The organism is Nonomuraea montanisoli (assembly GCF_013363975.1).
GTDB lineage: Bacteria > Actinomycetota > Actinomycetes > Streptosporangiales > Streptosporangiaceae > Nonomuraea > Nonomuraea montanisoli.
In genome coordinates this window covers 534,650-551,020 of record NZ_JABWGN010000007.1, presented here as the reverse complement: position 1 = coordinate 551,020, position 16,371 = coordinate 534,650, and the positions used below count along the sequence as shown (strand labels likewise).

Annotated in this window: 17 protein-coding genes; 11 read left to right on the top strand and 6 right to left on the bottom strand. The window is 64.9% G+C overall.

Features of this window, described 5'->3' with window-relative positions:
* Positions 1-235: 235 nt before the first annotated feature.
* Both HTZ77_RS20910 and HTZ77_RS20905 read right to left on the bottom strand, forming a co-directional pair.
* Positions 236-925 carry a hypothetical protein gene (locus HTZ77_RS20910; RefSeq protein WP_175591291.1) on the bottom strand — a complete coding sequence of 230 codons (690 nt, stop codon included), beginning with the start codon at positions 923-925 and terminating at the stop codon, positions 236-238.
* A 66-nt stretch (positions 926-991) separates the two neighbouring features.
* The gene (locus HTZ77_RS20905; protein WP_175591290.1) at positions 992-1,276 is read right to left on the bottom strand and encodes a hypothetical protein; all 285 of its coding nucleotides are present in this window, start codon (positions 1,274-1,276) and stop codon (positions 992-994) included.
* Between the two features lie 628 nt (positions 1,277-1,904).
* Between HTZ77_RS20905 and HTZ77_RS20900 the strand changes: the two genes are divergently transcribed.
* The 3 genes from HTZ77_RS20900 (at position 1,905) to HTZ77_RS20890 (ending at position 3,406) form a co-directional block, all read left to right on the top strand.
* Positions 1,905-2,216 carry an immunity 53 family protein gene (locus tag HTZ77_RS20900; protein ID WP_175591289.1) on the top strand — a complete coding sequence of 104 codons (312 nt, stop codon included), beginning with the start codon at positions 1,905-1,907 and terminating at the stop codon, positions 2,214-2,216.
* Positions 2,217-2,285: 69 nt separating this feature from the next.
* Positions 2,286-2,495 carry a hypothetical protein gene (locus tag HTZ77_RS45345; RefSeq protein WP_205302879.1) on the top strand — a complete coding sequence of 70 codons (210 nt, stop codon included), beginning with the start codon at positions 2,286-2,288 and terminating at the stop codon, positions 2,493-2,495.
* 527 nt (positions 2,496-3,022) lie between these two features.
* Positions 3,023-3,406: a hypothetical protein gene (locus tag HTZ77_RS20890; protein ID WP_175591288.1), complete on the top strand. Its 384-nt coding sequence runs from the start codon at positions 3,023-3,025 to the stop codon at positions 3,404-3,406.
* 337 nt (positions 3,407-3,743) lie between these two features.
* Here HTZ77_RS20890 and HTZ77_RS20885 read toward each other — a convergent pair whose 3' ends face one another.
* Positions 3,744-4,442: a hypothetical protein gene (locus tag HTZ77_RS20885; RefSeq protein WP_175591287.1), complete on the bottom strand. Its 699-nt coding sequence runs from the start codon at positions 4,440-4,442 to the stop codon at positions 3,744-3,746.
* Between the two features lie 849 nt (positions 4,443-5,291).
* On the opposite strand from HTZ77_RS20885, the gene HTZ77_RS20880 reads away from it, so the two are divergent.
* Entirely contained in the window at positions 5,292-6,401 is a 1,110-nt protein-coding gene (locus HTZ77_RS20880) for a DUF2267 domain-containing protein (RefSeq protein ID WP_175591286.1), read from the top strand.
* A 244-nt stretch (positions 6,402-6,645) separates the two neighbouring features.
* Here HTZ77_RS20880 and HTZ77_RS20875 read toward each other — a convergent pair whose 3' ends face one another.
* Positions 6,646-7,860: an acyltransferase family protein gene (locus HTZ77_RS20875; RefSeq protein WP_175591285.1), complete on the bottom strand. Its 1,215-nt coding sequence runs from the start codon at positions 7,858-7,860 to the stop codon at positions 6,646-6,648.
* Positions 7,861-8,407: 547 nt separating this feature from the next.
* On the opposite strand from HTZ77_RS20875, the gene HTZ77_RS20870 reads away from it, so the two are divergent.
* From HTZ77_RS20870 to HTZ77_RS20860, 3 genes are all read left to right on the top strand, one after another.
* Positions 8,408-9,190, top strand: coding sequence for an alanyl-tRNA editing protein (locus HTZ77_RS20870; RefSeq protein ID WP_175591284.1), 783 nt, complete (start codon positions 8,408-8,410; stop codon positions 9,188-9,190).
* Between the two features lie 200 nt (positions 9,191-9,390).
* Positions 9,391-9,768, top strand: coding sequence for an EF-Tu C-terminal domain-related protein (locus tag HTZ77_RS20865; RefSeq protein ID WP_175591283.1), 378 nt, complete (start codon positions 9,391-9,393; stop codon positions 9,766-9,768).
* A 702-nt stretch (positions 9,769-10,470) separates the two neighbouring features.
* Positions 10,471-11,004, top strand: a complete 534-nt coding sequence (locus HTZ77_RS20860; RefSeq protein ID WP_235994881.1) for a site-specific integrase — start codon at positions 10,471-10,473, stop codon at positions 11,002-11,004.
* Positions 11,005-12,336: 1,332 nt separating this feature from the next.
* Here the strand turns inward: HTZ77_RS20860 and HTZ77_RS47565 are convergent.
* Complete coding sequence (locus HTZ77_RS47565; protein WP_268960049.1) at positions 12,337-12,471, bottom strand: hypothetical protein; 135 nt, start codon at positions 12,469-12,471, stop codon at positions 12,337-12,339.
* A gap of 233 nt (positions 12,472-12,704) precedes the next feature.
* Between HTZ77_RS47565 and HTZ77_RS20855 the strand changes: the two genes are divergently transcribed.
* Positions 12,705-13,268 (top strand): NUDIX hydrolase, encoded by a 564-nt coding sequence (locus tag HTZ77_RS20855; RefSeq protein WP_175591282.1) that lies wholly within the window; start codon positions 12,705-12,707, stop codon positions 13,266-13,268.
* Here HTZ77_RS20855 and HTZ77_RS20850 read toward each other — a convergent pair.
* On the bottom strand, positions 13,246-14,469 hold the full coding sequence (locus HTZ77_RS20850; protein ID WP_175591281.1) for an XRE family transcriptional regulator: 1,224 nt from the start codon (positions 14,467-14,469) through the stop codon (positions 13,246-13,248). The genes HTZ77_RS20855 and HTZ77_RS20850 overlap by 23 nt on opposite strands.
* Positions 14,470-14,587: 118 nt before the next feature.
* Here HTZ77_RS20850 and HTZ77_RS20845 point away from each other — a divergent pair, with 118 nt between their 5' ends.
* From HTZ77_RS20845 to HTZ77_RS20835, 3 genes are all read left to right on the top strand, one after another.
* Positions 14,588-15,010 carry a hypothetical protein gene (locus HTZ77_RS20845; protein ID WP_175591280.1) on the top strand — a complete coding sequence of 141 codons (423 nt, stop codon included), beginning with the start codon at positions 14,588-14,590 and terminating at the stop codon, positions 15,008-15,010.
* Entirely contained in the window at positions 15,007-15,348 is a 342-nt protein-coding gene (locus HTZ77_RS20840; protein ID WP_175591279.1) for a hypothetical protein, read from the top strand. Before HTZ77_RS20845 ends, HTZ77_RS20840 begins: the two co-directional genes overlap by 4 nt.
* Before the next feature lie 302 nt (positions 15,349-15,650).
* A complete protein-coding gene (locus tag HTZ77_RS20835; protein ID WP_175591278.1) occupies positions 15,651-16,367 on the top strand; it encodes a GntR family transcriptional regulator in 717 nt (238 codons plus the stop codon).
* Positions 16,368-16,371 lie beyond the last annotated feature (4 nt).

Genomic DNA, 16,371 nt, shown 5'->3' with positions numbered 1-16,371 from the left:
CGTGGGCTAGCCTTCCGGTTCGACAAGACGCCCGACAGCTATCTGGCCGGCCTGCACCTACGCGGAGCCGTCTTATGGATCCGAAGCCTCCGACCAGCCTAAGATCCGAACTCCGCACAGGCGCTAGGCCGGTGGCACCTTCAGGCAGAAGACCGGATCTCAGGCGTCTCCAAGAGTGCACGCCGAACCCGCGGATCAAGCATGGGGGATCTTAATTCCAAGAGCTTCGACGTGTTCAGAGTGAGACGAGATCGTCTTGAGTGATCCCAGCCTCTCGACCAAGCACCACAGCGTGATTCGTCTCGACGTCTACAGCCACATGCAACGGTGACCTTCCTCGCCATCGGGCCAGCCTGGAGCGGGCCACGAAGGTGAAGATCACATGGGGTCGCAGCCCTTGTGGGCTGCTGATCTCTGCAAGCATGTGCCACAGGTCCTCGTCCCAGGCCCCCTTGTCGTACCCCTGCGCAGTCAGCGCCGCCTCTGCCGCCGGCCGGAATGCCTTTCGGATGCGCGCACCGAACACGCTCGCCTGGTCGTACTTGTCGTTGTCTCCCTGATCGGGAAAGAGGTGACGATGGTCGTAGCCAACTTCTCGAAAAGTCGCCCGGAGCCACTGACGCTTCTCCGGTCCGGCAGTTCTCCAGGTGTAGGTCAGAACCTGCGAGATGTTCCGGCGCGATGTCGGTCGTCGAACCATGCTGGCCAGGCATCCTGGAAGCTGGTCGCCGAGGTCGGACAGCATGTGAATCTTGTGGAGACACTCCTTCGCCTTAGGCGATGTGGCGGCGTCCTCCAACCAGAGCGGATCACGAAATCGGACCATGCTGCGGATTTCAAGAAAGGCGCGATGGACCACCCGAGCGAGAGCTTCTTCAGCTCCCGGCGGATAGAGAGCGCGCCTGCGCCCCGTGATGGCCATCACGGTACCCCCACTTGATCGTCCGTCGCCATCGTCCCATCCGGCGGGGAAGCGGGCCAAGGGCCAGAGTCAGCCTTGATCGCTCTGTATTGTTCGTCGTTCAGCCCGACGTCGCCGTACTGCCTTGTAAGCAAGAAGAGCGACACCCGTCAGGACCAGCAGGGCGCCGGCCGCCATCGCACGGAGGGTCATCAAGTCCGCACGGGCGACGGCCTCGGCATGCTCACTCAGCATCTCCGGCGTCGGGTCCTGATAGGGCAGATAGGTGCCACCGGTCGCCATGCAACTGGCAACTGGTAGCAGGAGTCCGACACAGATGGCAAAGACCCCGATCTTCCCTCCGCTGATCGTCACGGGGCCAGGCTACCGAGTAGCCACTCTCGGTTCGGGACCTGCACCGATCACGGCCCGTTAGGGCACTGCGCTGGACGGAAGGCCGGTCCTCCAATGGCCCGGCGATCAGCCCGTGACCTGGATGGTTCTCGCGCGACGCGCGCACCCCGCCCAACTGATCATCCCGTCTGCCGTCGACCTGCCCGAAGGTTTCACATCACGGTCTACGAGCGCCTATCGTGCAGCCGCCTCGCGGATCGATCGGCTGGAGTCGACAACAGGATGTATCGCGGTGTGGCCGTGTGGCGTCGTACCGCCCAGCGCTGCGGCTGAGGCCGGCGCGTGGACTGTTGACGATCTGCGAGGGGCGCTCACGCCTCAGGCGCTCGAAGGAGGAGCACCAAACACGACTCGGAGGGCTCAGGGTCAATCTCTGCACCCGCGAAGACCGGGAAAGATGAGGACATGGGACTCGGCAACGTCTTGCATGTCGCCGACAGAACTCCCGACGTCCTGTTCGCAAAGACGTATGACGATCATGCTCGTTCTGTGAAGACGCAGCTCCTGGCACTGATCGCGTTCCCCGCGAGTCCCCACTCGTTTCCCACCCCGTCGGCCACGCAACGAGCACGGCTGACAAACTCACCACATGATCACAGATGCACTCGTTTTCCTTCAGTCTTGGTACGCCTCCTGCTGCGATGACGACTGGGAGCACGGTTACGGCGTGACAATCGACACCTTGGACAATCCGGGATGGCGCCTGGAGGTCGACCTCGTCAACACGCCTCTTGCAGGGGCCTTACTGGACCGCAGAGTGGTGGAACGCACCGAGGACGACTGGGTACACGCCTGGAGCGATGGGATCCACTTCGGAGGAGCGTGTGGGCCTCTGAACCTCGGTGAGCTGTTGGCAGCATTTCAAGACTTCGTCGGCAACGCTGTCTCGCCCTGCGACTGATGCTCTCGCGGGCTGGGCGGAGGCCGACTCCCCCAGGGAGCCGGCGACGACACCGGGCACAATCAATGAATGTTCGACTTCGGAATCCCCGGATACAGGCCGGAATGGTTGAGCGGACGGTCGGCGATCAGTACCACTCATGGGGCGAGACTGGGCCGCCTTGTCGGCCGGCGACTGACCCGAGCGCTGCTCGTGTGGGACCTTGACGAGGACAAGTGGTTCGCCGACTGCCCGGTCCTCTTGGACTTCGAGGGCGAGCAGGTCGAGATCAACCACTAAAAGTTCGACGAGCTCTCCATCACCTGGAACACCATAGATCCGGCGCTGCCGCCAGACTGGCCGGACTTTCGCCTCGCGTGGCGAGACGACGTACTGGATGACCTCACGGCACTTGTCGGCCGGCCTTGTTCGGCAGTAGAGCTGCTGATGTGGAAGAACAGGGATCTTGTGGAGGGGACCATCGTGTCCTTGGGCTTCGGCTTTCCGAACGGCCAAGTGACAGTCCACAATGCGCTTGATGAGAACGGCATGGAGTTCACTCCGCCTGGCGATCGCTATGCGCGGTACAGCATGGCCTTCTGATCCGTAGGCACCCAAACGATCTTCAGGTGGACTCCCAAGACCTTTCCGGGTCGCCCGTATGCACTCGCGGTCGACCTTGACTCGTATGGGCTCGAACTCAGTGGAAGGATCGCATGAGTTGACAGCGATCGACTGCTGTGACCAGAGATTGCGATTGACAAGCACCGGCCTGGAGGCATCGATGACCTTCTCGGGCATGGAGTGAACTCTTGGAGGAGCCCGCGGTGAAGATCGAAGGCGACAAGGACCCGGTGGATCACCGACTTGATGCATACCGCGGCCGAGTCGCTCGCCTTACCAAGGATGGCAAGCCGATGGGCTTCCTCCACATCACGGTTGAGCGGTGGGGTGAGGTGAAGGGACTGTTCTGGAGACGCCGCTTGGTCAACGGCCGCGAACTACCCCACTGGCACGTGGCCACCCGGAAGGAAGACGGCTCGTGGGAGCACGAGGACACGATCAGCTTCGCCATGACCCCCGAAGAGCTCGATCAGGAGCTGGCCGAACTTGAGAGTGGATACTTCGACGGGCGCCAGGGCCGCCTGCGCATGGAGTGGCTGAACGGTGAGGAGGCAAAATCTGCCCTGAGTGAGCATTTCCACGGGTAGACGCGACGTCATGGTTGAGTCTCTCCGAGGAGAGGGCATCAGCGGTGCCACTGTCAGCCTGGGAAGCGTATGGATCACGCCTCATAGGGCGGCTGACCTAGGCGTGAGGGCTAACGGCACGACGATCAGAGCCGATCCTCAGGTCAGGTGCCGTCGCTTCGATAGAGACAGACCCATCACTCACACCCCGGGCTGCACGGTCCAGTCCAGAGGGCCACGCCCAGCTCAAAAGCTGGCGCATTCTCCGCAAACTACGATGCTGCCCACAAGTCCGGACCGCTCCGCAACACAATCGCGACCCTGCAGAACTATGAGTTCACCGAAGGGCGAAAGGCTCTCATGAGCCCTGGTACGCGGCCACGCTCACGAGCGCCCCAGGTTTGACGTCTTTCCTTTTCATCGCCTCCCTGACCTCAGGTCGGTCACTGTTCTCCGAGCGACTGAATATGCTCACAGCAAGGTGAGCGTATTTCCATTTGGACGATTCCATGAAGACATTGATGGGCGAGTCGTCTGTGGAAATGTTCCAACTATGGCCACGCAGGGACGCTGTCACCTTCTTCAGCGACTCCTCCTCGGTGTCACCGCCGACGTCGATCACGAAGGAATGGGTCACGACAGGCTCATTCCCCATCATGCCTTCTTGACGCTCTTCCCACACGATGGCACCGATCTTACGCACTTCTTCAAGCGCACCGGGCTGGACATCCTCGGGCTTTTTTGCGCATCCCCCGACAACAAGAGAGATGCTGAGAGCAGTCACGATCGCTTTCCGGCCCCGCATGACACCCCGCCTTATCCTCTCCCCCGCCTGGCGGCGTCGGCCGACGAGAGTTGTCTTCATTGACTGGTCCAAACATGCAGCCGGTCCGCAACTCCAGAATTCATCGGTGGCGTTCTTGTAGCGGAGGATGTCCGCGCGGCGCTTCACTGCAACGTCCCTGTTCTCTGGATGCGCCTTTGCGACCTCCAACTTTCCGGGGGCGTAGCCGCTTGCCCGCCACTCCACGAACCGCCGCGTCGCCAATTGTTTCATCCGAGTTCATGACCACCCCAGAGCACCCACAGTGGCCGATCGCCGCATCCATATCGATCAAGGATGTACGCAACACCGGCAGACGTGCCTCGACTTGCATGAGCGTCCGCCATGGCGGTGAATCCTGTCGCCATTAGAGCTCATGTTGCGAAGGCTTCGAGTGCGCCAGGGGCGGTGGCGTGAGGTCTCGCCACCGTGAGGTTGGTTCGGATCGTCAGAATGGTGGCCACAGCAGCACGACCAGGCCGAGCCTCATCATGGGTGAGCCGTCCATCGCTACACGCCCGCCCGGACGCGACGCGCGCCCAGGCGGCTCTTGAGCTTGCCGACCAGGGAGCGAGCGTCACGGTCCACGCCTCGCAGGCTGTTGGAGGCTTCGACATGCTCGCGGTTGCCGTCGGCCCACACCACCCCTCGCCGTCGAGGCGCGTGAACATCGGGCGCCGGTCGACGCGTCTCTCACGCAGCGTCTGGCGATAGATGCTCTCGTCCAGGACGGAGCCGGTGAGCAGGGTGGTGAACAGGCGGGCAAGCAGGGGGTCGGGCGGTGACCTTGAACCAGAAGTGCAGGTCCGTGCCCAGTGGGCGCTGTTCGAGGAAGCGAACCGGCTCGCGGGTGGCCAGCGTCACCGTGCCTGTCTCGGCGCCATGACGCCTGAGGTCTTCCACCAGCCGTCGCGGCTCGGCAGCCCGTCCACGTCGAGGCGGTCGCGGCTCGGCAGTAACGTCGAGGCGCATGGCCGGCTGCTTGACGGCCGTACGAGCATGACCCGACACAAGGGCGCATGTGGCGCGCGACCTCGGGTAGTAAGCCCCGGGACTTCGCCCGGCTACCGGCGAGGAGCACCCATGGCCACCAGCGAACAGCATCGGCCGGAGATCGTCGTCGGGCTCGTGGCGACCCCGCCGGACTACCCGGCGCAGGTGGTTGCGCGGCTCAGCGCCGAGCTGGCCGACCGGCTCGCCGAGCGGGTGGACCCGGACGTGCGGTGGACCGTCCGGGAGGGCTGGGGTGACGTGGCTCCGCGCCGCGACGGCGGTGTTGAGGCGCTGCTCGACGATCTTGCCCGCCGGCGTGCCGACGCCAGGTGGGACGTCGCGATCTGCCTGACCGACCTGCCGCTGCACACCGAGCGGGTGCCGCTGGTCGCGCATGCGTCCGCCCGGCGGCGAGTCGCGGCGGTGTCCTTGCCCGCGCTCGGGCTGCGCCAGCTGCGAGCGGTCCGCTCAGCCGTTCCTGATCTCGTGGGCCGGCTACTCGCTGACGCTTCCGAGGAGCGGGTACCGGCGGCCGGCTGGGCACCGGCTGAGCTGGCCGGCCGGATTGCCGCCATTCACCGGGTGGTCGGCGAGGTTGATGCCGGGGAACTGGGCTACGTCGCCTCGCGGCTGATCGGCCGGGTGCGGCTGCTGACCGGAATGGTCCGGGCCAACCGCCCGGGGCGCGCGCTGCTGGGCCTGTCCAAACTGCTGGTCGGCGCCTTCGGCGCGGCCGCGTTCGCGCTCACCACCAACACCATCTGGCAGATGGGCGATGCGCTCGGCGGACTCCGCCTCACTGTGATCATGCTTCTCGGGCTGACCGCGCTGGTGGCCTGGCTGATCGTCGCGCACGACCTGTGGGAGAAACCGGACCGGGAGACACCGGCTGAGCTGGCCCGGCTGTTCAACCTGGGCACGATTCTCACCCTCACCCTGGCCGCCGCGGTGTCCTATCTGGTGCTGTTCGCCGGAACGATACTCGCCGCGGCGCTGCTGATCGACACATCCATACTGGAACAGAGCCTGCAGCGGCCGGTCGCGTTCACCGACTACCTGATCCTGGCCTGGATCATCAGCTCGCTGGCCACCGTCGGCGGCGCGATCGGCTCCGGACTGGAGGACGAGAACACGGTGCGGGCCGCCGCTTACGGCTACCATCCCGAACCCGGCGGCTGGCGGGACGAGAAGGACGCGTAGTTCCGGCCCCAGGGCCCATCCGCATTGCCGGGCGGGCAAGGGAAGGGAGCGTGCTTGATCGGCCGCGCGCCGGTCGAGGAAGCGGATGCAGCCGTGATGGCGGTGGTGGCCAGAGTGCCCGCCGGTCCGCCGATGACGCCGCGATCACCTTGCCGGCCCCGCCGTACACCCCGAACCCGCCGACCAAGCACCACACCGCCGCACGTAGCAGCCCGCGCCGTCGCCGGCCGCTGCGGAGCGTGCCCTATTCCGGCTGAACCGTTCGTCGTCGAGTTCGTGCGATGAGCCGCTTCCCCAGCCGCTGCGCAGGAGCTTCCACAAAGCGCCAGCTCAACGAGCTGAGTCCGATCAGCAGTCCGAGGAGCCCTGCCAGCGCCATGAATCGCAGGCCCAGTGGCACAGCCAGCGGGTCGGGCCAGAATCGTTCGACGCCCTCCAGGAGCAGGGGATGCAGCATGTAGATCGAGTAGCTGATCAGTCCCAGCCAGACCAGAGGCTGCGGCACCTTGCGGTGTCGCAGCGCCAGCCCCGTGGCAAAGGTGATCCAGGCGGTGGCGATCGCTGTTTGGAGGCCGAACTCGCCGTGTGCCAGCCAGATCCCGATCAGTGGCACCAGCGCCACCCATCCGGCCTGCTTCCAGGAGATCTGGCCCTGCTCGGCTCGATACAGCGCTGTGCCGGCGAACATGGTGGCCAGGATCAGCAGCCCCTGACTAGGTTGGGGAAAGGTCTGGTTGACTGCCAGCAGGCCCAGCACGGTAACCCCGATGACGATCGCGCCTGCCCGCCGTACCGGACCTGAGCCCACAAGGACCGCCACCAGGCCCGCCCCCACCAACGCGGTGACCACCAGGACGACAGCAAGCATGCGATCCGACCCGCCTGTCGACAGCAGTGCCACCGGCAGCGTGCCCACACCCACCATGGCCGCCGCAGCGAATCCGAGCGAACTCGCAGCGCTCCCACGGTGCAGGCCGAGGGTGAACATCGCGGTGACCAGCAGGTAGAAGCCCATCTCGTACGAGAGCGTCCACAGGACGTTGACCAAATTCGGCACGTGCAGGAGGTTCTGCAGCATCGTCAGGTGGCCCACCGCCATGGAGACGGGGCGTACATGCCACCAGATGTGCGCCTCCCAGCCCGCCATCATCAGCAGCAGCACACCCGCCACACACACCCCGAACAGGGGATACAGCCGGAATAATCGGGAGATCCAAAAGGCCCTGATGCTGCCGGTCCGCTCCAGCGACGCGGGCACGATGTATCCGCTGACAAGGAAGAACACCAAGACGCCGTACCAACCGGGCTCGAAGACCGCCTTGACCGGCGATCGCGCCTCGGGGAGCAGGAACTTGAAGGCATGCTCAGCGACCACCATCATGGCGGCGATACCGCGCAGGGCATCGAGCCAGGCCATGCGCGTTCTGGTCGACGAGGCCGCAACCGGAATTGTCAGCATCAACCGCGATACTAGCGATCAATGTGTTTCCCTGGCGATGTGCTGACCAGGTCGCTTCCCTTCATCACGGAGCGCCCATCAAGCAAGCCTCCGGCGGGGCCTCAGGCTCCGGGCGATCGCGACCAACACGGGGCAGTCAGTGGCCGAGGTGGGGCCTGATCTTCCCGTCGCCATCGCCCAGGACAAGCCCGAGCAGACCGGGGCCAGATGCTACGGGAAACCAGGGGTAATCGGGGGTACTCACGGGCAGTCAACGCGAGAAGCCCGTCACCGCGTTTCCACTGATGACGGGCTTCTTTCCGCTGGTGTGGCAGGTGCAAGGTTCGAACTTGCGTAGACTGAGCCGACGGTTTCACAGCAGGTTGACCTACCTGACTGCATCAGGCATCTGACCTCGTAGTACGGCTCTCACCTTCCTCTACCAAGGAAGATCATCCCGCGTGTATCCCGGGGGGTTAGAGCCAGCCACTGATCGGCCTCGGGAACCTGCGGATAAGGAAAGTGCACCCTGTGTCTGCCTCTCAGTGGCTGATCTAACATCAGCACCGTGGCATCTTGGACTAGCCGATACCGGTCGGGCGAGTACGTTGCCGTGTGGGACGACATGCGCGCCTACGGGGCGGCCGGCGTGCCAGAGAACCTCCGGGAGGATGCCGACGAGGTGGCACGTGAGACCATGCAGCGGGTTGCGGCGAACCTCGATGTGCTGGTCGACCGCCTTTCATCTGCGAACTACGCCTTCGCTCATCCTGACACGGTCCGGCGGACCCCCACGGGGGATGACCTCGAAGCGATCATAAGGGCCGAAACGGTTGTCGGGCCCCTCCCCATAGCCGTGCGAGCCTGTCTGGCAGTCATCGGTTCAGTCGACTTGTGCGGAGACGGCGGCTCGCTGCTGCCGCATGTCCGCTACCACACGCCTCCACATAGGACCTGCCATGTCGGCCCCGACCCTCTGGTCCTCCACTCGGGCCAGATGCTCTGGAACGAACTCAGCTCACGGGTGGGCGACCTCAGCCTGGGATGCGCCTGTACGGATCCGGAGGAGGATGAACCGTGCAGCTTTCACGCATACGGCTTCGCGTTCAGCATCGCGCCCGACAGGGCAGCCAAGGAGAACTTCAGCGGGGCAGACCAGTGCGTCCATCTCCCGACTGCGAACCCCGATCCCCAGCTTGAGGGCGTATGGGTGACAGAACCAGTTTCGCTCGTTGAGTACCTGCGCCTGTCTCTCGCGTGGGCGGGATTTCCCGGCTATAGCATCCGCCCGGCACATGTTCCTTTGCCATCCTTTCTCGAACGGCTCGGAAGCAAACTACTGGAGTTCTGAGCAGAGGAACCGCATCGCCAGGTGAGCACCGTAAGACGAGGCGGTTACATGGCGACACGGCCTTTCGGCGGCTTTACAGCTCGTGACCGCTTCTAGGTCCGTATAGCGTCTGACCCGCGTTGCTCGGCTGCCGAGCCGCTCCCAGTAGCATGATCATTGCACGCATATTGCACTGCGTTCCGAGCGCCTATATCCACGATATGAGCAAGATGGATGACTTCCAGGGTGATCAGAGACGTCTCCTGCGGGAGATGCTCACGAGCGGCGAGCCGCACTTCGAAGTGCGGTTGACTCTCGTAAAGACAGAAGAGGGAGGACGCCAGGGACGAATCGTGCACGGCTACCGTCCCCAACTGTGGATCGGGCAACGTCTAGCTTCGGGTGACATGATCCATTGGGACAGTCGGCTCTACCCTCGCAGCGATCGAGGCATAAAGCCGGGAGAGACAGGCAAGGCCCTGATGTTCCTGCTCAGTCTTCCCTCTGCCGTGCTACAAGTCGGCGAGCACTTGGAGTTCTATGAGGGCCGGCGCCGAGTGGCTATCGGCGAAGTCCTCAGCGCAGTCAACCTGCCATGAGCGAACGGTGCCAACCAGTCACCTGCCTGGCAGCCGAACCCACGCTGTCAGCTTGGGGAACGCATGGATCATGCCTCATGGAGCTGCTGACCTGGGCATGCAGCCGGTCATGAGTGACCGTGGTTGATCTCTCGTCACTCTGTCTTGTTGCACGCCAATTACACGACGATCAGCCGGTGATCTGGCTTTCCTTGCGCGCCGCGCACACCTCCGCGTCCTGATCATCCCGTCTGCCGTCGACCCGCCTGCTCGGCTTGTCCCGGATCGATGGGGGACGGGAGGATCAGGCTCCCACCTCAGCCACCATTGGGCCGCGCCGGAGCATCGCGATCATCCCGGAGCTGGAGCGCCCCCGCCGGGGGCATTGCTTCCGCTGCGACTCCGAAATTCTGCCAGCCATTCGGCTACCTGCTCATCGCTGTGTAGGTAATCGTCATCAGGGCCGGCGCGTAGGTCGATGCCGTGAAGATGTGACAACGCCCACCACACGAGGTCGTCGTCTATGGCTGGGTCGTCCGCGCAGATCCATTGGGCAGCCCATCGATCGGCTTGGTCACGGGTCACGGAGCCGTTGAGGATGCCGTCGAGCTGTGCTTCGACCTGCGCGCGGGATGGTGCCGTGAACACGATTCAGGGTCTCACGCACTGACGCGGCCCGTTCGCGGGCGCGCGCGAGAACGGCCCCCAGGCCGCACGCGCAGCGTGTGGCCGCGAACGGGCGGCGTGGACTGCCATCTGCCCGCGTTCGGCTGGGGACGGCTCACGATCGACGTGTCCCGTCCCGAGGTCAACACCCACTGGACCGACAGCGGAGACGCCCACGAGGAACGCGGCCTCAAGCACCGGGGCCGCGCCGACGTCCGAGTGGTGCCCATCCCGCCGGACCTGGTGAAGATCCTCCGCCAGCACATCGACGAGTTCGGCACGGCCAAGGACGACCGGCTCTTCCGGAGTGAGCGAGACGGGGTGATCGCCTCGACGGCCTACACCGAGGTCTGGCAACAGGCTCGGCTCCTGGCCTTCACTCCGGCTCAGGTGGCCTCGCCGCTCGCCAAGCGGCCGTACGACCTGCGGCACACGGCCGTGTCCCTGGGGCTCAACGCGGGCGTCCCGGAGCCGGATGTGGCCGAGCGTGCGGGGCATGGCGTGGACGTCCTCCTGCGCGTCTACGCCAAGTGCATCGACGGCCAGCAGGAGATCGCCAACGAGCGGATCGGCGACGCCCTCGCCGCATGACCGAGTACTCACCACACCCAGAGCCCCGGCCCACCACCGGGGCTCTTTCTCTTGGCCGCGTATTGGCCGAATCGGGCCGCCGACCTGCGGGGACGCACTCAAGATCATTGCACGCATATTGGTGGACCAGCGACAACCGCCCGCTCACGGCGGCATCCGGCTGCACACCCCTGAAACGCAGAAGAGGCCCCGAAGGGCCTCTGACCTGCTGCTACTGCTGGTGGCAGGTGCAAGGTTCGAACTTGCGTAGGCTGAGCCGACGGTTTTACAGGGCGTCGCGCTTCTGACGTCCCAAAGTGCTCTGGCCTGCGACTGAGCGGTACAACAAAGTCGTGCGGCGTCAGCCCGTTCCGGACATATTCCGGATCTTGAAGGCTGCTCGTGTCATAGATCCTTCGCTGAGCATCCTGGCCAACCACGCCTGCGAGTACCGTGACCAGTTGTGCAGACTGTCCATTTAGATCATGGTTTTCACATCACGGTCTACGAGCGCCACGATGCGCTCCCACCTTATGTGCATCCCATCCCAGCATGGCTGGCCGACGAGGGCTCATATCGCGCAGCCGCCTTGCGGATCGATCGGCTGGAGTTGACGACAGGATGTATCGCGGTGTGGCCGTGTGGCGTCGTACCGCGCAGCGCTGCGACTGAGGCCGGCGCGTGGACTGTTGACGATCTGCGAGGGGTACAGCTCGCCGACAACAGGCTTCATCGCTGTTTCGCCTGCGGGGCACAGCACGAGGTGCTCTACCCCGAGCTCACGCCTCAGGCACTCGAGGGGCAGCAGCACCAACACTCCTACGAGTCGGGATGCCCGACATGCGGGGCCGAGTTCCTGACATCACGACTCGGAGGGCTTAGGGTCAATCCCTACACCCTCGAAGACCGGGAAGAATGAGGACATTTGCCTCGGTAACGTCTTGCATGTCGCGCCGACAAAACTCCTGACGTCCTGCTTGCAAAGACGCATGCCGATCTTGCTCGACCTGCGAAGACGCAGTTCAGCATACGGGTGGCGTTCCCCGTGACTCCCCGCCGTTCCCCCCGCTCCATCGGGCACGCAACGGGCACGCCAACCACATCGTTCGGTGGGCCGGGGCTGAGGAACGAAGCCCTGGACCTTCGATCGCCCCCAGCAACTACGTCGGCCAGCCACGCCGTGGCGATCGTAAGGGCTGCATCTGTGCGGCGGCGTGGCAACCCCCGGTCAGTGCGTTCGATCAGCTCATGTCCGTTCCGGATGAAAGATGATCAGGCTTCCACCTCAGCAACTCACGGCTCTGGCACTCGGCGCGGCGATCATGCCGGAGCTGGAGTGCCCCGCCAGAGGCTCTATCTGCGGCGGCGCAGCATCGTCGTGGCCAGCCAGATGATGGTGGGCAGGAGGATGAGCAGCACCACGAGGCCAGTCGCGAGAGCGAGTTCGGCGTCGGTCCATAGCCGGATTGCGGGCTCCTCGTTGTCCACGCTGTGAGACTATCCGCTTTGAGTGCCAGCCGGGCTACCTCTGCCAGCGCGGCCCGAGCACGGCGCGCGCGAGAACGGCCCCCAGGCCGCACGCGCAGCGTGCGGCCGAGCGCAGGGCCGCGACGGCGGCGCGGAGCGCCGCCCTTGATCTTCATAGGGGCTATTCGGCAACGATCTCAGCTGTCACCTGGAAGTGCGTGTACGCCAGGGACGCGGGCCGGTAGCTTCGCGGTGTGGCTGATGACGCTGAGCTGACGCGCTGGGTGGTTCACGGGGAACGGCTGATCTATGACAACCGGTGGATCCGGCTCGGCATGGCCGATGTGGAGATCCCTGGCGGGGAGCGGTTCGAGCATCATGTGGTGCACCTCGACCGGGCCGCTATCGCGGTCGTCGTCGATGAGCAGGATCGGGTCCTGCTGATGTGGCGGCATCGGTTCGTGTTCGACCGGTGGGGGTGGGAGCTTCCCGGCGGGCTGGTCGAGGCCGGTGAGGACCCGATGGCCACGGCCGTTCGCGAGGTCGAGGAAGAGACCGGGTATCGGGCGAAGCAGGTCGAGCACCTGGTGAGTTATCAGCCGATGGCCGGCATGGTGGACTCCGAGCACATCCTGTTCCTGATGCGCGGGGCCGAGCTGGTCGGCAAGCCGGAGGGCGAGGTGGAGGCCGATCGGATCGAGTGGGTTCCGATGGCGGAGATCCCCGGCATGATTGCCGGCGGTGACATCTGGACGTCGGGGACGTTGATCGGGTTGCTTCAGGCTCAGCAGCGACTCAACGGCCAAGGGCGCGGTTGACCGCTTGCGTTAGCTCGTCGATGCGGCGCCGTTGACGGCGTGAGCCGGTCATGGTGGCCAGTTGCTTGGCGCGGTGGATGTGGGGTTGGGCGGCTTCGGGGTCGCCGGCGGCGAGGAGCGCGTGTCCGAGGTCGCAGCGGACGCCTGCTTCGGCGCGGTTGTAGGTGCCGTCCATTCCGGCAAGTGAGGAGCGTAGGTCCTCGACGGTGCCGGGGTCGCCGAAGCGGAGCAGACAGCTTCCGCGCCAGCGAGCGAAGTGGTGGACGTTGATGGACAGGTAGGGCATGTCGAGGTCGCCGTCGCCTTCCGGCAACACGGCGGCGGCCTGGTCGAGGGCGCGACGACATGCGGTCTCGTCTCCGAGGATGGCCGCGGCTTCGCCTTCGGCTGCGGCGAGCCAAGTGCGCAAGCGAGCGGGGACGTGGTTTCGGTGCGCGGCGTGGATGTACTGGAGCAGCTCGGCGGCTTCGGCTGGCCGCCCCATGTCCATGAGGACGTACGCCTGCTCGCCGGAGACGTAGGCCAGCACGGCGGCGTCCTCGGCTTCGCGGGCGGCAGCTTTGGCTGCTTCGTAGTGGTTCCATGCGTCGTTGAGGGCCACGGTGTTGATGGCCTGCCAGCCGGCCAATGAAGCTGTTTCGGCAAGTAGGTGGGCGAGCTGGGCGCGGATGCGTGGGCGTATCGCGTGTCGGTGGGCGCGTTCGATCTGGGCTATCTGGGCGCGCATCTTGTCGGCGATGGCGACGCTTCCGAGTCGGCGGTCCTGGAGGCGGAGGTTGTTGGTGTCCGTCCGCAGGATCATGACCATGGTGTCGTCGACGGCTGCGGCGGCCTCCAGGCGGGCGGCGAGTTCGTCGGTCTGCTCCTGGTGCTCGTCGTCGAGGTCGCCTGTTGGGGAGGCGATGTCGAGTGGGGCCAGGCCGAGGAGCATGCGGGCGTGGTCGGGCAGGCCGAGTCCGGTGGCGATGCGCTCGAAGACGGCGAGTTCTTCGATGGGGCCGGCTGTGCCTTTGAAGATCTTGTTGACGCGGGGCTGCGCTATTTCGGTCGCTGTTGCGATGCGCACCTGACTGATACCGCCGTATTTTGCGACGAGCCGGAATAGGCTCGCGATGTCGCGGTTTTTCAGGCTTTCTCGCATGTCGTCGCGTTCCCAAACCGATGGCGGTAGCTTGATCGGCTCGAAAGCACTCGCGCGCATGCGGCCCTCCGGAACTCGGCTCCGTGATGGTGCATTGCCGTGCCGGGGACTCTATATGCCTCGGTGGTATATCGCCGCTGGATATGTATAAACGGTTGGTCCATTCATGCTCTGCCGCATGACAACTCCGGTCAGGTGTGAAGAATGCGACGGGCGCGGATGGAAGATCGTTACGCGGCGCGGGCATGTGGCGGCGTCGAAGCTGGGCGTCGCGTCCTCCTCCACCGTTGAGTGCCTCTTCTGCGATGGAGCCGAGTGTGGCGCCGCCGCCAGCGGCGAGGTGTTCGAGTGGGAAGTTCGGATCCAGTCCGGCTGTAGTGAGTCGCTCGGGTCGTGCGGGTCGAGCCCGTTCCAGGCGACGGCGATGGACGAGCTGCGCAAGGCGATGCGCGGCGTGGCTGGGGACGCTGCGGTGTGTGGGCGCATCGTCCACAGCGTCTACGGGCTCGGGGGTACGGCTGACGGCGAGAGCCGTCACGAGGTCTTCCGCGCGTACCTGGACACGGCCGGCTCGGTGCGGTTCGAGCGGGTGGCCGAATGAGTGCGGCGAAATTCGTCTCGATTCATCCGGGGCATTCGGCTGAGCTTCTTCGGCAGGCGCTGGCTGTCAAAGGGGTCGCCGCCGACGTTCACGACGGGTACGGGCTCGCGCTCGTCTCGGTCTGGGTCGGTCTCGTGGTGTGGTGCGACGGTAACCATTTCTGGTGGCGAACCGGGTGGAATGCCGGGCGGCGCCGTGTCATCTATGCGTGGCATCCCGCCATTGACCCGGTGCGGGCCGCTCACCGCGTCGCCATGCGTTATGCGGATTTGCGATCCACGCAGTCGGCGACAGGGCCGTTGGCTGAGCTTCTGCGCGAGACCGAGCATGAGCGATGACGAGGTCGCCTTCTGGGGATGCGGGGTGGAGAGCATCCGGCGGAACTCCGTCCTGGTACAGCATGCGGTGCGTACGGACGGTATGACCGCATGGTGCGGGGTGACGGTGCAGCCGGTGTTGATCGACGATTGGCATGTGCCGTTCGTCCCGGACGGCTCGACATCCTGCAAGGAATGTGCGCGGCGGTACAGGCAAGCATCCAGGTGGAGACGGAAGTTTGCCTTTCAAGAGCCCTGACAGGTCACTTCTTAGCCAGTACTGTACTTGTGCGGACGAGCGCAAGAGTGAACGGACGGCCAAGATGAGCATGGACTTCGCTCCGCCGAAGTACGCCCAGGTCATGCGGGCGATTCAGGAGCGTATCGAGTCGGGCGAGTACGCGCCGGGCGACATGCTGCCGTCCGAGACGCAGTTGGTTCGTGAGCTGGGCGTGGGGCGTACCACCGTGGTGCGGGCCCTTCAGACCTTGGCCATGCAGGGCTGGATCGAGCGTGAGCACGGGCGGGGCTCGTTCGTGAAGGGGCGTCCCGAGAGTGGGGCCGATCGTGTCCGGCCGAGCTTGACCGCGACCGAGCAGGGCGAGAGTCCGGAGAGCCTTGTGGAGGTGGCGCGCGTGTCGGCGCCTCGGTACGTGGCGAAGCTCCTCGGGGTCGCCGAGCGTACGCCAGTGATCATGCGTCGGCGGGCGGCTCGTGAGGGGGATCTCCCGTCGGCGGTGGAGACGGTGTGGATTCCGCTGGAGATCGCGGTGGGCTCCGACCTGGACAAGCCGGAACCGCTGCGGAGCGGCATCCGCCGGCATCTCCAGGCGGTCAAGCACCTGCGCTTCGACCACATCACCGAGCGCGTCACCGCTCGTAAGCCGACCAAGGATGAGGTTGAGTTGCTCGGCTCGTCCAACCCGGTGCTCGGCGTGCTGTCCACCGTGCATGATCCGGCAGGGACGGTGCTGCTCGCCATGAGTCTGGCCCTGCCTGGCAGCCTGCATGAGCTTGAGGATGTCTACAAGGTGAGCTAACTCT

Coding starts and splice junctions, on each gene's coding strand:
- HTZ77_RS20900 (WP_175591289.1), top strand. CDS start 1,905: ATGATCACAGATGCACTCGTTTTCCTTCAGTCTTGGTACGCCTCCTGC.
- HTZ77_RS45345 (WP_205302879.1), top strand. CDS start 2,286: ATGTTCGACTTCGGAATCCCCGGATACAGGCCGGAATGGTTGAGCGGA.
- HTZ77_RS20885 (WP_175591287.1), bottom strand. CDS start 4,442: ATGAAACAATTGGCGACGCGGCGGTTCGTGGAGTGGCGGGCAAGCGGC.
- HTZ77_RS20880 (WP_175591286.1), top strand. CDS start 5,292: ATGGCCACCAGCGAACAGCATCGGCCGGAGATCGTCGTCGGGCTCGTG.
- HTZ77_RS20875 (WP_175591285.1), bottom strand. CDS start 7,860: ATGCTGACAATTCCGGTTGCGGCCTCGTCGACCAGAACGCGCATGGCC.
- HTZ77_RS20865 (WP_175591283.1), top strand. CDS start 9,391: ATGAGCAAGATGGATGACTTCCAGGGTGATCAGAGACGTCTCCTGCGG.
- HTZ77_RS20850 (WP_175591281.1), bottom strand. CDS start 14,469: ATGCGCGCGAGTGCTTTCGAGCCGATCAAGCTACCGCCATCGGTTTGG.
- HTZ77_RS20845 (WP_175591280.1), top strand. CDS start 14,588: ATGACAACTCCGGTCAGGTGTGAAGAATGCGACGGGCGCGGATGGAAG.
- HTZ77_RS20840 (WP_175591279.1), top strand. CDS start 15,007: ATGAGTGCGGCGAAATTCGTCTCGATTCATCCGGGGCATTCGGCTGAG.
- HTZ77_RS20835 (WP_175591278.1), top strand. CDS start 15,651: ATGAGCATGGACTTCGCTCCGCCGAAGTACGCCCAGGTCATGCGGGCG.